The organism is Pseudomonas abietaniphila (assembly GCF_039697315.1).
Taxonomy (GTDB): domain Bacteria; phylum Pseudomonadota; class Gammaproteobacteria; order Pseudomonadales; family Pseudomonadaceae; genus Aquipseudomonas; species Aquipseudomonas abietaniphila_B.
The window spans coordinates 1,805,544-1,819,259 of the sequence record NZ_CP155619.1 but is presented as its reverse complement, the minus strand read 5'-3'; the positions used below and the strand labels follow the sequence as shown (position 1 = coordinate 1,819,259).

At 59.7% G+C, this 13,716-nt stretch carries 13 protein-coding genes and 1 pseudogene; 9 read left to right on the top strand and 5 right to left on the bottom strand.

Annotated elements, in window-relative coordinates:
* Nucleotides 1–304: 304 nt before the first annotated feature.
* The 3 genes from ABDX87_RS08075 to bglX all read right to left on the bottom strand — a co-directional run bounded on the left by ABDX87_RS08075 (nucleotide 305) and on the right by bglX (nucleotide 5,992).
* On the bottom strand, nucleotides 305–1,651 hold the full coding sequence (locus ABDX87_RS08075) for a sigma-54-dependent transcriptional regulator (RefSeq protein ID WP_346832408.1): 1,347 nt from the start codon (nucleotides 1,649–1,651) through the stop codon (nucleotides 305–307).
* A complete protein-coding gene (locus ABDX87_RS08070) occupies nucleotides 1,645–3,402 on the bottom strand; it encodes an ATP-binding protein (RefSeq protein ID WP_346832407.1) in 1,758 nt (585 codons plus the stop codon). The genes ABDX87_RS08075 and ABDX87_RS08070 overlap by 7 nt, the downstream gene beginning before the upstream one ends.
* 289 nt (nucleotides 3,403–3,691) lie before the next feature.
* A complete protein-coding gene (gene bglX / locus ABDX87_RS08065; protein WP_346832406.1) occupies nucleotides 3,692–5,992 on the bottom strand; it encodes a beta-glucosidase BglX in 2,301 nt (766 codons plus the stop codon).
* Nucleotides 5,993–6,273: 281 nt separating this feature from the next.
* Here bglX and ABDX87_RS08060 point away from each other — a divergent pair, with 281 nt between their 5' ends.
* From ABDX87_RS08060 to ABDX87_RS08045, 4 genes are all read left to right on the top strand, one after another.
* On the top strand, nucleotides 6,274–6,897 hold the full coding sequence (locus ABDX87_RS08060) for a LemA family protein (RefSeq protein ID WP_346832405.1): 624 nt from the start codon (nucleotides 6,274–6,276) through the stop codon (nucleotides 6,895–6,897).
* A 20-nt stretch (nucleotides 6,898–6,917) separates the two neighbouring features.
* Nucleotides 6,918–7,649: a TPM domain-containing protein gene (locus tag ABDX87_RS08055; RefSeq protein ID WP_346832404.1), complete on the top strand. Its 732-nt coding sequence runs from the start codon at nucleotides 6,918–6,920 to the stop codon at nucleotides 7,647–7,649.
* Nucleotides 7,650–7,676: 27 nt separating this feature from the next.
* Nucleotides 7,677–8,294 carry a TPM domain-containing protein gene (locus ABDX87_RS08050; protein ID WP_346832403.1) on the top strand — a complete coding sequence of 206 codons (618 nt, stop codon included), beginning with the start codon at nucleotides 7,677–7,679 and terminating at the stop codon, nucleotides 8,292–8,294.
* A gap of 108 nt (nucleotides 8,295–8,402) precedes the next feature.
* Entirely contained in the window at nucleotides 8,403–9,620 is a 1,218-nt protein-coding gene (locus tag ABDX87_RS08045) for a class I SAM-dependent methyltransferase (protein WP_346832402.1), read from the top strand.
* On the opposite strand, the gene ABDX87_RS08040 is transcribed toward ABDX87_RS08045, so the two are convergent.
* Nucleotides 9,617–10,516, bottom strand: coding sequence for a DMT family transporter (locus tag ABDX87_RS08040; RefSeq protein ID WP_346832401.1), 900 nt, complete (start codon nucleotides 10,514–10,516; stop codon nucleotides 9,617–9,619). The genes ABDX87_RS08045 and ABDX87_RS08040 overlap by 4 nt on opposite strands.
* A gap of 265 nt (nucleotides 10,517–10,781) precedes the next feature.
* Here ABDX87_RS08040 and ABDX87_RS08035 point away from each other — a divergent pair, with 265 nt between their 5' ends.
* The 3 genes from ABDX87_RS08035 (at nucleotide 10,782) to ABDX87_RS08030 (ending at nucleotide 11,813) form a co-directional block, all read left to right on the top strand.
* Nucleotides 10,782–11,012 (top strand): hypothetical protein, encoded by a 231-nt coding sequence (locus tag ABDX87_RS08035; protein WP_346832400.1) that lies wholly within the window; start codon nucleotides 10,782–10,784, stop codon nucleotides 11,010–11,012.
* A gap of 126 nt (nucleotides 11,013–11,138) precedes the next feature.
* Nucleotides 11,139–11,372 carry a DUF4160 domain-containing protein gene (locus ABDX87_RS29155; RefSeq protein ID WP_431061213.1) on the top strand — a complete coding sequence of 78 codons (234 nt, stop codon included), beginning with the start codon at nucleotides 11,139–11,141 and terminating at the stop codon, nucleotides 11,370–11,372.
* 3 nt (nucleotides 11,373–11,375) lie between these two features.
* A complete protein-coding gene (locus ABDX87_RS08030) occupies nucleotides 11,376–11,813 on the top strand; it encodes a DUF2442 domain-containing protein (protein WP_346832399.1) in 438 nt (145 codons plus the stop codon).
* A 3-nt stretch (nucleotides 11,814–11,816) separates the two neighbouring features.
* On the opposite strand, the gene ABDX87_RS08025 is transcribed toward ABDX87_RS08030, so the two are convergent.
* Entirely contained in the window at nucleotides 11,817–12,848 is a 1,032-nt protein-coding gene (locus tag ABDX87_RS08025) for a DUF4917 family protein (protein WP_346832398.1), read from the bottom strand.
* Nucleotides 12,849–13,032: 184 nt separating this feature from the next.
* Between ABDX87_RS08025 and ABDX87_RS08020 the strand changes: the two genes are divergently transcribed.
* Entirely contained in the window at nucleotides 13,033–13,260 is a 228-nt protein-coding gene (locus tag ABDX87_RS08020) for a hypothetical protein (protein WP_346833721.1), read from the top strand.
* Between the two features lie 97 nt (nucleotides 13,261–13,357).
* Nucleotides 13,358–13,525 (top strand): annotated as a pseudogene (locus tag ABDX87_RS29150) (SPOR domain-containing protein); the annotation flags it as partial.
* Between the last annotated feature and the right edge of the window lie 191 nt (nucleotides 13,526–13,716).

The following is a 13,716-nucleotide window of genomic DNA, read 5'->3' as shown; positions in this document are numbered from 1 at the left end:
TTTCCTGCAAGTCATTGTTTTTAGAAGGATCGCAGCGATGCGGTCTTGCAAGGGTGATAGCAGGAGACGTGCCAAGCCCGGAAAGTCCCGGTCTAGAAGGGTTTGCTTGAAGTGGGTGAGCGGAAATCCGCCGATGCAGGGCGGTTGGGTAAGCGAAATTTTGCTCATGTCGGCATGATTGCAGGTGCGCGCCGGGTCCGGGCAGCATCCGGACAATGACGTTGCGTCAGGCAAACGATGGGAATCAGGTATACCGCGTTCGCCACCGTTGTAACCTCCGGCAGCTCCTACAGTGGACGGGGTTCTACAAGGGGTCGCCGTTGTCAGGGAGAAACACTTCCCGGATCAACCCGTGACGCTGCATCTTTTCATTCAACGTTCGCCGCGGCAGTTGCAGCTCGTTCAGCACCGCCTTGATGTCGCCTTTATGCCGGCTCAGCGCCGAGCGCAGGCAATGGGCCTCGAACGCTTCCTGCTGCGCCGCCAGCGACTGTCCGGCCGGCATGTCCACCGAGGCCGGGTTTTCCAGCCCGAGCACCTGACGTTCCGCGGCGTTGGCCAGCTCCCGTACATTGCCCGGCCAGTCGTGGCTGAGCAGATGACTCAGTTGTCCGCCGTTGAGCACCGGAGCGCTGCGGCCCAGACGTTCCGCCGCCTGTCGTGAGAAATGACTGAACAGCAGCGGAATGTCTTCGCGTCTTTCGCGCAATGGCGGCAGGCGCAGCTCGGCGATGTTCAGGCGGTACGCCAAGTCTTCACGGAAACGCCCGGACCTGGCTTCTTCCAGCAGATCCGGCTTGGTTGCGGCAACGATGCGCAGGTCAACCTCGATACTCTGGTTGGAACCCAACCGCTCAAGGCGCCGGTCCTGGATCACCCGCAGCAACTTCACCTGTTGCGCGAGCGGCATGCTTTCGATTTCGTCGAGGAACAGCGTACCGCCGTGGGCGAACTCCAGTTTGCCGATGCGCTTGCCCTGGGCACCAGTGAACGCGCCGCTTTCATGGCCGAACAGTTCGGCTTCGAACAGTTGCTCGGGAATGGCGGCGCAGTTGACGGCCACGAACGGTTTGCTGGCCCGAGGGCCGAAGTCGTGCAGGCAGCGCGCGACCATTTCCTTGCCGCTGCCGGTTTCGCCCCGAATCAACACGTTGACCGGCAGCTGGGCGAGGTCCTGAACCTGACTGCGTAAGGTCTGAATGCTCGGCGAGAGGCCCAGCAAGGTGGCTTCGAGGCGGCTGCGATTGTCCGCCTGTTCATGCAAGCGACGGTTCTCCAGCACCAGTCGCCGTTTTTCCAGCCCACGGCGCAGGCTGCCGAGCAAGGTTTGCGGGGTGAACGGTTTTTCCAGAAAGTCATAGGCGCCGTCGCGCATGGCGTCCACCGCCATCGGCACATCGCCGTGCCCTGTCAGGAGAATCACTGGCAAGTCGGGATCGCGTGCCTGTAGCTGAGCCAGTAGCTCCAGCCCGCCCATACCCGGCATGCGCACGTCACTGAGGATCACGCCGGGAAAGTGTTCGGGCAGCTGCGCCAGACAATCTTCGGCACGGCTGAACACTTGCACCGCGAAGCCAGACAGCGACAGCCATTGCTCCACCGCCTCACGAATGGGGGCCTCGTCATCGACCACGATCACCGAGTTCAGCATACGGGTTCAGCCTCCGGGGCCTGGGTCAAACAGAAGGAAAACCGCGCGCCGTTGTCGAGGTTTTCGGCGCTCAGACGTCCCCCCAGCTCATGGACGATAGCGTAGGAAACTGCCAATCCGAGACCGAGTCCGTCGCCGACGGGTTTGGTGGTGAAGAATGGATCGAAGATATTCGCCAGGTGCTCCTGGGCAATTCCGCTGCCGCTGTCAACCACGCTCAGGCGCCAGTGCTGGCCCTCGGCATCGATACGGATCTCCAGCCGCTTGAGTGGTTGTTCGCGCATGGCGTCCAGGGCATTGCGCAGCAGGTTGATGAGCACCTGCTCCAGGCGAATCGCATCGCCGCGCACCCAGGCCGGACGCGTCAGGTCCAGGACACAGCTCACACGCTCCTCGCGAATCCGGGCGTCGAGCAGCAACATCGCCTGATCGACCACACAGGCAAGGTCCACGCGCTCGCGCAGGCCGCTGGGGCTTTTGCGGGCGAAGGTCTTGAGATGCCCGGTAAGCGCCGCCATGCGGGTCAATTGCTGATCGAGCAGGGCCAGCGCCTTATAAGCGTCATCGACCCGGCCATGGTCGAGCAATAACTGCAGGGATGCCAGTTGCATGCGTTGCGCGGTCAGCGGCTGGTTGATTTCGTGGGCGAGGGCGGCGGACATCTGTCCCAGCGCGGCGAGCTTGGTCGATTGCACCAGACCGTCCTGAGCCGTGCGTAAATCCCGTGTGCGCGCTTCGACCAGTTGTTCCAGTTCCTCACGGCTGCGTTGACGCATGCGCGCCAGTCGCCAGCGCTGATACAGAAACAACCCGAGAAACACCAGTGTCAGCCAGATGCCGGCCGCGGCTAACGCGGCATTGCGAATGTCTTCAGTGGCAGCCTGAGGTTTGCGCAACAGGTGCAGCGTCCAGCCTTCTGCTTGCAAGGGTAGCGACTGCCAGAGGTAATCGTCGGTGCCATCGGGTGCGACGACCCGGCTCAGGAGGCTGTTGTCGTTGAAGGTGCGCAGCGGTTCCTGAATCAGTGGCGCCAGCGGCTGTTTATCGTACTGGCGGGTGCTGCCCAGTTCACTGCGGTCCTGGTCCGACAGCGGCCGCAACGAGCGATAGCGCCAGCCGGGCTGATTGGCGATGAACACCACGCCTTTTGCATCGCTGACCAGCAACAGGTCGTCGCCCTGCGCCCAGGTGTGTTCAAGGTCAGGGAACTCAAGCTTCACGACCATGGCACCGATGAAATGGCCGGCGTCGTCACGGACCGCATTGGCCAGGAAGTAGCCGGGGATGCCGCTGGTGACGCCGACCGCGTAAAAGCGCCCGACGCCCGTGGCTTTGGCCTGCGTGAAATAAGGACGAAACCCGTAGTTGTGGCCGACGTAGCTGCTGGGCAGTTTCCAGTTGCTGGCGCCGATGGCCAGTCCGTCACGATCAAGCAATTCCAGCGTCGATGACTGCGCGGCGCCGTTGATCTGCTCGAGTTTGAGGTTGAGGGCTTGCGTGGTTTCAGCGCTGACCGGTCCGCGCAGGGCGGCGCGCAGTTCCGGGTCCAGCGCCAGGACGGCGGGGAGGGCACGGTAACGCTCGATCAGGGTTTGCAGAGTGTTGGCATACAGCGAAAGCTGGTCTTGAGCGCGAGCCGCCTCGTCTTCGAGCGAATGGCGCTGCGCCTGATGCATGGCCAGGGTCGCGACCATCACGGCGCCCGCCAGGATGAGCAGGGTATATAAAAGAAGGCGGGCGGCGCGGGGCATAGATAGGCCTGTTGTGTTTCAGCGACGCCTTCGCGAGCAAGCTCGCTCCCACAGGTTCTGAACACCCCCCCGAAAATCGAATAGGTATCCAACCCCCTTACGGGCATTCCAAGGTCATCACAGATCCTGTGGCAGCAAGCTCATTCCCTCAGAATCCGGGCCCCCCGAAAATTAACAGGTCTCCATTTCTTTAGGGGCATTCCTGAATCATGACAGACCCTGTGGGAGCGAGCTTGCTCGCGAAAGCCCCGACGCGGTCCCACGCGGAACTGCGCCGTAAGCTTTTTGTTTAAAGCAGAGTGAACGTCGTTTCCTTCACGTCCCTGGAATCCAGGCCGATCATCAGCTTGAAATCGCCCGCTTCAGCTGCGTACTTGAGCGACGGATTGAAGAACTTCAGATCTTCCTCGGTCAGGGTAAAGGTCACGGCTTTTTCTTCGCCGGGCTTGAGCATGATCTTCTGGAAGTTCTTCAGCTCTTTCACTGGACGGCTGAGGGACGCAGCGACATCGCGCAGGTACAGCTGAACCACGGTTTCGCCCGCGACCTTGCCGATGTTCTTCACTTGAACAGTGGCGGTCAGTTTGTCTTTGCGGGTCATCTTGTTGACCGACAGCACGATGTCCGAGACGCTGAACTGGGTGTAGCTCAGGCCGTAACCAAACGGGAATAGCGGGCTGGTCGGCTCTTCGAAGTAGTTCGAGGTGTAGTTCGAGTCATTCTCGCGATACGGACGACCGGTGTTCAGGTGGTTGTAGTAGGCAGGGACCTGGCCCACCGAACGCGGGAACGTCATCGGCAGTTTGCCCGACGGGTTGTAATCACCGAACAGCACGTCGGCCAGCGCGTTACCGCCTTCGGTGCCCAGGAACCAGGTTTCAAGCATCGCATCGGCCAGCTTGTTTTCCTCGCCCAGCGCCAGCGGCCGGCCATTCATCAGCACGATGACCAGCGGCTTGCCCGTGGCTTTCAGCGCCTTGATCAAATCGCGCTGACGACCTGGAAGCACCAAGTCCACACGGCTCGCGGCTTCGTGCGACATGTTGCGTGATTCGCCGACCACGGCCACGACCACGTCCGACTGCTGAGCGACCTTGACCGCTTCGTCGATCATGTCCTGCTCGGGACGGCCGTCGATGTGAATCTGGTCGTCCATCTTGTCCAGGTAGGTGATTGCTTCCTGGTTGTCGGTCACGTTGGTGCCGGCGGCGTAGAGAATCTTCGCTTTGTCGCCGATGGCATTGGCCAGACCGTCGTAAGCGCTAACCGTCTGACGCGCCAGACCTGCGGCAGACCAGCTGCCCAGCATGTCCAGCGAGCTTTTGGCCAGCGGGCCGACAATGGCAATGGTGCCTTCTTTCTTCAGAGGCAGAGTGTTGTGGTCGTTCTTCAACAAGACCATGCTGCGGCGCGCGACATCGCGGGCCTCGGTGCGGTGGAGGCGGTTTTCGGCATCGCGATCGACCGGATCGTCGACGGCCGCGCCGATGCGCAGGTAAGGGTTGGCGAACAGGCCCATTTCCCACTTCGCGCCGAGCACTTCACGCACGGCATTGTCGACTTCCTTGATCGACACTTCGCCGTTCTTGACCAGCGCAGGGAGTTCTTCGCCGTACGCCTTGTCGTTCATGCTGAGGTCGACACCGGCCTTGATCGCCAGCTTCGCGGCTTCGCGGAAGTCCTTGGCCACGCCGTGGTCGATCAGCTCCTTGATGGCGCCGTGGTCGCTGACGGTGACGCCCTTGAAGCCCCAGTCTTTGCGCAGCACGTCCTGCAGCAGCCAGGCGTTGGCGGTCGAAGGCACGCCGTTGACGGAGTTCAGCGCGACCATTACACCGCCTGCGCCCGCATCGATCGCGGCGCGGTACGGCGGGAGGTAGTCCTGCTGCATACGCACCGGGCTCATGTCCACGGTGTTGTAGTCGCGGCCGCCTTCCACTGCACCGTAAAGGGCGAAGTGTTTGACGGCGGCCATGATGCTGTTCGGTGCTTGTGTGCTGGTGCCCTGGAACGCGCGGGTCATCGTCGCCGATAGGCGCGAAACGAGATACGTGTCCTCGCCGAAGCCTTCGGAGCTGCGGCCCCAACGGGCATCACGGGTGATGTCGACCATCGGCGCGAAGGTCATGTCTACGCCATCGGCAGCGGCCTCGATCGCGGAAACGCGACCGGCGCGCGTCACGGCGTCCATGTCCCAGGTCGACGCAAGGCCCAGGCTGATCGGGAAGATGGTGCGCTGGCCGTGGATCACGTCGTAGGCGAAGAACATCGGGATCTTCATACGGCTGTGGGCGACGGCGGCGTCTTGCATGGCGCGGTTATCGGGCAATAGCACGGAGTTGAAGGTGCCGCCGATTCTACCTGCGGCGATTTCCTTGACGATTTCCGACTTCGGCATTTCCGGCCCGATGCTGATGAGGCGCAACTGACCGATCTTCTCGTCGAGGGTCATCTGCTTCATCAGGTTGGAGATGAATGCATTCTTGGCTTGTAACGTGGACAGGTTACTGGCGGGGCTGGTTGCGGTCTCGGCCCAGGCGGACTGACTGGCCAAACCGATGACTAGACTCAGTAAACACAGCTTATTCATGAATGATTTTCTCAAGGCGTTGACCGGCAACTCGCGCGAAATACCGGGTGGCCTTTGTTTTTGGTGTGAAACCTTTGGTTTTTATTGTTATCAGGACGGGTGTCGCTGAACTCCCGACGCATCTGAGCATCAGTAGCGCAGCGAGTTTTATCTGATTGCTGCTTGGCAATCCAGTGCCCTGACAACGTGATGGGGCAAGATTATGCCGGGGATCGTCCGATTTGGCTAAAGTCATGGTCAGACGGGAAGACTAATGCAGGACACGAAGGGGCGCACAGGCCATGCAAATAGAGCGTTACGGGCATATTCGGGGCAGTCGTTACAATTTGTCACTGGCGTTGCTGATGCTGTTGAGCACGTTGCTGGCCGGTTGCGGCATCAACAATATTCCGACCTATGACGAGCAGGTCAAAGCCGCCTGGGCCCAAGTGCAGAACCAATATCAGCGCCGTGCCGACCTGATCCCCAATCTGGTCGAAACCGTGAAGGGTTATGCCAAGCAGGAGCAGGAGACGCTCACGGCCGTTATCGAGGCCAGGGCCAAGGCCACGTCTATCCAGGTCGATGCCAATACGCTTAACGATCCGGCCAAACTCAAGCAGTTCCAGGATGCGCAAGGTCAGTTGACCGGCGCGTTGAGCCGGCTGATGGTGGTGTCCGAGCGGTATCCGGACCTGAAATCCAACCAGAACTTCCTGTCCCTGCAATCACAGCTCGAAGGCACAGAAAACCGGATTGCCGTGGCACGTCGCGATTTCATCGCTGCGGTCGAGAAGTACAACACCGAAATCCGGACCTTTCCTGGCCGTCTCTGGCATTCGGTGATGTACAGCGATTTGCCGATCCGGCCTAACTTCGAAGCCACCGCTGCAGACGCTGACAAAGCGCCGCAAGTGAAATTCTGATGGGGCGCGCGCGGCGGGGCATGCTGGTCGCGTTGCTGGCGATGTCGGTTGGCGTGTTTGCGCAATGGGCTCAGGCCGAGCTGAAGTTTCCAGCGCTGAGTGGTCAGGTCGTCGACACGGCGGGAATGATCGACAACGAGAGCAAGGAGCGGCTGTCCCAGATGCTGCGGGCTCATGAAGAGCTCACCACCGAGCAGGTCGTGGTCGTCACTCTGCCCAATTTGCAGGGTTCGACCATTGAGGACTTTGGCTACCAGTTGGGTCGCTTTTGGGGCATTGGCCAGAAGGGCAAGGACAACGGTGCGTTACTGATCGTCGCCAAGGACGAGCGCAAGGTGCGCATCGAAGTCGGCTATGGTCTGGAAGACCGGCTCACGGACGCACAGTCGTCGGTGATCATCAATCAGGTCATCACGCCGGCGTTCAAGCAGGGTGATTTCGTCGGCGGCATCAGCAAAGGCACCGAAGCCATCGTGCAGGTGCTGGGCGGCGATCCGCTGGCGGAGCCGGTGGTCGGTGCGTCCGGCGGCGACGATGTCACTGACTGGAAAATGAGCCTGCTGTTTCTCATCCTCTTCGTGGCTTTCGTCTTTATCAATATGCGCTGGGGCCGTGCGTTGGGCGGTCTGGGCGGCGGCTACATCGGCTCGGGAGGCGGCGGTGGCTTCGGGTCCGGTGGCTCTGGCGGCGGCGGGGGCATGCGCGGCGGTGGTGGCAGTTTTGGCGGCGGCGGTGCCTCCGGTGGCTGGTAGTCGATAGCTCAATAAGGATTGCAGTGCATGGCGTTACTCACTGAAGACGAACAGAAGCAGGTTGCTCAGGCCATCGAAGCGGTCGAGCGTCAGACCGACGCTGAACTGGTGACCGTGTTGGCCGCCAGTGCCGACGATTATGCTTACGTCCCCTTGATCTGGGCCGGGCTGGTTGCGCTGCTCGTGCCCGGCCTGATCAACTTTTACCCCGGTTGGCTGAATGCCAACGAGTTGTTGCTGACGCAGATTGCGACATTCATTGTCGTCGCGCTGTTGTGCCGGCTGCCCGCAGTGACCTCACGACTGGTGCCTGGATCGGTGCGGCATTGGCGAGCGGGGAGTCTGGCGCGACGTCAGTTTCTTGAGCAGAACCTGCATGCGACGACGAATGGCACGGGGGTTTTGATCTTCGTCAGTGAGGCCGAGCGTTACGTCGAAATCATCGTCGACGACGGCATCGCCCGTCATGTGGATGACATGGTCTGGCGTTCAATGGTCGATGTGTTCACCCGGCAGGTGAGCGAAGGGAAGATCCTGGAAGGGTTCCTCGGTTGCATTCGTTCGTGCGGTGAAGTGCTGAGCGCGCAGGTGCCCGTGACTCAGGCGCGCAATGAGCTGCCGAACCGTCTGGTGGTGCTGGATTAGTGGAATCCGATCTACGGCCTTGTGGTGGTCAATAATTAAATCCACCACGGCCCGTCAACCCGCCTAAAATACCGCCCTCGCATTTTTCGCTGCCACAGGGTTCACCCGATGTCCGTTACTGTCGCCAACGCCGCTCCCGCGCAGGATCACCGCGCCCAGTTCCTGAGCCTGCTCGACACCTGTCTGATGCAGAACTCACTGATCAAGTTGGTGCTGGCCAAGTACGTCGGGACCGAGGCCGAACTGCAACGGATCATCATCAAGCCCACGACGATCAAGGATCAACCTTGTTTGTCGTTCGTGTACCGCTACAAGACCCGCGACATCACCAAGAACCATCCGCTGACCGAGGCGCAAGCGCTGGTCGCCAGTCTGCTGCCCGAATCGTTCAAAAACGCGCATCTGCTGTCGCTCACAGACGAGGTGCAGCTGGAATTCAGCAAGAAGGGCAAAAGCACCTTGTTCCGCAACACCTCACAGCAACAGCGTGAAGCGCCGTCCGCGGAACATGATCGCGAGAAGAAACGCTATCTGGAGCTGAGCCGCCCGTTCCTCACCGACTTGGGCGTGACCAATAAACAGCATGAACTGATTCCGGCGATGTCGCGCAAATGGAAGCAGATCAACAAGTTCATCGAGGTGTTCTCCCACGCGTTGTCGACCTCGCCGATCACCCTCGACAAACCGGTGACCGTGGCCGATTTCGGCTCAGGCAAGGGCTATTTGACGTTTGCCATCCACGACTACCTGCGTAATACCTTGCAGGCTGAAGGCAACGTCACGGGTGTCGAGTTGCGGGAAGACATGGTCACCTTGTGCAACAACGCCGCCGCGCGTCTGGAGCACCCGGGGCTGGTGTTCAAATGCGGGGACGTGCGCTCGGTCGCGCCGAGCGAGCTGGACGTGATGATCGCCCTGCACGCGTGTGACATCGCCACGGATTACGCGATTCACTCCGGTATTCGTTCGGGCGCCTCGATCATCATGTGCTCGCCGTGCTGTCACAAACAGATTCGCCTGCAAATCCAGAGCCCGACGCTGCTCAAGCCGATGCTGCAATACGGTCTGCACATGGGACAGCAGGCTGAGATGGTCACCGATGCGCTGCGTGCGTTGTTGCTGGAAGTGTGTGGCTACGAAACCAAGGTCTTCGAGTTCATCTCGCTGGAGCACACCAACAAGAACAAGATGATCCTGGCCGTCAAACGCGCAACGCCAGCCGATCCTGCGGAACTGCTGGCGAAGATTCAGGCGCTGAAGACGTTTTATGGCATCCAGGAACACTGCCTGGAGACCTTGCTCCAGGCAGACCATCTGATCGACTAGACCCGGGTAGCCACGACCGGTCTGGGCGCGATGACTGCAGTCTTGCGCCCGATGGCCAGCGTCACCACCACGCCTGCGGCAAAGATCCAGGTGACCGGGTCGATGTGTTCGCCGAAGAACAGCGCCGAAAACGCCATGGTGAAGAACAGCTGAACCAGCTGGATCTGGCTGACGCGGGCAATCCCGCCCATGGCAAGGCCCGCATACCAGGCGAAAAAGCCGATGAATTGCGAGAACAGCGACACGTAACCGAACGCCCACCACGCGCCTGTAGAGATCGGTCCTTCGTGCTGCGAGGCGAGGTAGCCGACCGGGATGATCAACACCGGAATCGAAATCACCAGCGCCCAGCAGATCACCTGCCAGCCGCCCATCTGCTTGGCAAGGCGCCCGCCTTCGGCGTAGCCCAGCCCACCAATCGCCACGGCCCCGACCATCAGCAGGTCACCGGCCTGAAGATTGCCCGCTCCGCTGATCAGCGCGTAGCCCAACACCAGCACGCTGCCCATCGCCGCGCAGAGCCAGAATGCTTTTGAAGGGCGTTCATGGGACAGCCATGCCGCATAGATCGCCACCAGCAAAGGCTGCAGGCCGTTGACCAGCGCACCGTGTGAGGCCGGCAGGGTTTTCATGGCCCAGGCAGACAGCACCGGAAAGCCGATGATCACGCCCAGCGCGACCACCATCAACGCTTTGAACTGGGCGCGGGTGGGCCATTTCTCCCGCCGCCACAGCAATAACGCTGCCGCTGGAATCGCCGCGAACAAGGCGCGGCCAAGGCCATTGAGCAAAGGATGGATTTCCTGAACCACGATGCGGGTCATGGGCAGCGTCAGACTGAAGATCACCACGCCGATCAGTCCGAGGACCATGCCGGTGTTTTCGCGAGAGGACATGTTGAGTCGTGCCTTTTGTTTTAAGAATAAAAGCCAGGGGTGAAAACAAGGCATTCATTCAGCCACAGATGCCCCGTAAAGCCCCTTAACAGATACCGACAGAATCGACCGTACACTTCGTGTTACACGAGGGAAATGCCGTTTGTAAGGATTTTCCTGCGGGCCTCTGAACACCTCCGAATGTTGGTGCAGAAATTGAATGCCATCTTCTTGCAACAGTTTGAAGGTCAAATTGATGCCGTTGAATTCAGCCAGGAGAACAATCGTGTCGGTCATCGGAAAGTGGGCGTTGCAAGGTGTCGTGGTGTTCCTGTTCGCATGGATAGCGACCGTGGCGGCTCAGTGGTCATCGAGCGTCGTCAAATCGACGAGCAGCGACCGCCTCGCCGCCCTCAGCAGCGTCCGACTGTCGACGGAATCAGTCGCTGCCAGCGTCAATAAGAAGGCGCACGGCAACACGGTTGTAGTGGGGGCGTTGTCGGAAAGTAACGAGTAGGTCCGCAGGGGTGGGAAGTTTGGGAGCGAGGGTGGTTGAGCTGACAGAAACCGGGCTGTGGTGGTCCGGTTTTTTTGTGATCACGGGATTTGCGGTAGGGAAATTTTTTCTCTAGTATCCGCACCCATGGCTACCGTACAAAGCGACCGCAATTGGAAGATCAAGATTTATCCGGACGACCATGCTCCGCCGCACTTCCATGTGCAGACCCCGGATGGAGAGTCGCTGGTGCAGATCGACGGCTTTAGAGTCCTGGGCAAAGGGGCCGAGCCTAAAGCACTGAGAGCCGCTTTGATGTGGGCCCGATCTCATTCCGCCGAACTCTGGCGGATATGGTACGAGCAAAACCGGAGAACCTGACCTATGGCGAGCAAGTTACGTATCGCTGGCGTGCAGCCTGTTGCAGGTAAGCATGCACTGACTGTCGAGTGGAGCAACGGCAAACGGCACATTGTCGATCTGTCGGACGTTCTCGATCAGTTTCCCATCCTCTCGCCCTTGAAAGACCTCGAGTTGTTCAGCAGGGCGACCGTAGGCGAGTGGGGTTTTGATGTCACTTGGGGCGATAATCTTGAATTGGCGGCATCTACGCTCCATCGGCTGGCGTTGGAGCAATCTGGCGAGGTGATGCCAACCCGGGATTTCAAGCAATGGATGGCAAAAAACAACCTGTCGCTGTCAGCTGCGGCGGTCGAGCTTGGTTTTACACGCCGAACCATTACTGCTTATAGCAGCGGCGCGGCGCTCATACCCAAGCATGTGGCGCTGGCGTGCAGAGGTTGGGAATACGAGCATCGCTGACGCTCAGCCCTTCTTAAGCTCCAACGCTTCCTTCAACCGCGCCACCGGCACCGAAAACTCGGGATTGCCCAGCGGATGCGTTTTGGCGTCGAAGAACTTCAACTCGATGTTCTGTCCTTCGAACAACGCACTGTAGTGCCGCTTCTGATGCTGGATGAACGCTTCGCTGCGCGGAAGGATCGAGATGGCGAGGGTTGTCGGTCTGGCTTGCAGCACGGCGTCGAGGATGTGTCGGTCCTGTTTGCCAAGGGAATGCCCGAAGATGCACAGCGAGCCCTGGTGTTGCGCCAGTTGGGCGTGACAGAACGAGAGGTAATCCGAGCCTCGGATGATTTTCATCTTGTCGCTGCTACGCCCCTCGCAGACGAACAGCGGAACATCTTCCAGCGCATTGACGGCAAAACTGCCAAGCAACGTGCTTTCAGAAGACATCAGCTTGCGCGCCGTGCCGTCGAAGTTTTTCACCAGGTGCATGCCGCCATGCAGATACAGGATGCGGGTAGCGTGGCTGGTGGTCCGGTGCAGGTTAAAGACCGCGTCCTCATCGAACAGATCGTCAAACGGCTGTGCGCCATGCATCACCGCCCAATAGGCGAGGAGGTCATAGTTGGTGGAGTAGACCGTCGCGTACTGACTCAGCGCCTGACTGATGTGTGCAATGGTCGAAGGCGCCATCAAACGCCACGGAATGTGCGCCGAGCGAATGCCATGGATGAGCGCTTCCTTGATCGCGAAGTAACGGTTGCGTGGCGAAGACGAACTGATCGTCAGCGCAGCATTCACCCGCATCGCCACTTTGAGGCCGCTGAGGACGGGCTCGAAGTTCTCGGTTTCCATGGACTTGAACAGCGCAAGCTCGGTCGCGCTCAGCGGCTTGTTCCGGGTGGTTTGCGCCAGCTCGAACAGCGAGTCGTAAGCGAAGTTCTTCCACACCGCGAGGCTCGCACCGTTGCCCAACAGCAAACCTGAACACGGGTGAGCGGTTTGCAGTTGATGCCAGTCGGCAAGTTCAGCGTCAAAATCCGTGAATTCCATCTTCTCGCTTCGCGTTCAGGTGAGCAGGCTGGCCGAGTGGCCAAACGGAGTGGACTTATAGGAAGCCAGGCCGACCTTGTCAACGCCGGAGCCGCCGTCGGACCGTCCGGAAGATATTTCGAACCCGTGCGTTGAGCGTGTTTCTAACCCTTGAACCTCAAATCCGGTTCGCTGAGAGGTAATCATGAAAACCGATCCAGTGAATACCGCCGCTGCACAAAGCCCCGGCCCTCATCCAAGCCCGATGGAAACGCCGCGTCGCGACAGGTCGTCGCCGTCCGCCGACGAATTCGAACGGGTTGAAGCCAACCAGAAGCAAACGCGCGAAACGCCGCCCCCGCAAACCTGGAAACACCCGGACGATGGGAAAAGTCTGTCGGAAAAAGACGAAGAACAACCCTTGAAGCCCTGAACACCATCTGTCTAACGGCCCTTCCCATGGGGCCGACCGGGTGTAAGGTCTTTCGGGACAGTCCAATAACACTCTCTAAATGAGAGGGAGGTCCACCATGCACACAGCGATGCTCAGCAAAACCCATTTCAACGGCTATGACGTAATCAACGTCAACAACGGCCCATGGCGGGTCTGCACTCACCATGACCGACTCGGATCGTTTGGTTCTCGCGAGGAAGCGATGGCATTTGCAGCGTCGTTACCTGCTTATCAGGAGCGGACCGCGATGAGGGCACAGCCCGCGGCCGTCGCTAAAGCCAAGCCGACCGATGCCCATAAAGAGGCGCCAAAAGCCAAATCCAAAGCGAAAAAGTAAATGCATGAAGAAAAACAAGCCTCGGTTCTTGCCGGGGCTTTTTACTTTTCCGCTCTTGAGAGGTTATGTGTGCCCTTGTTCCTGGACTGCTTGAGGCC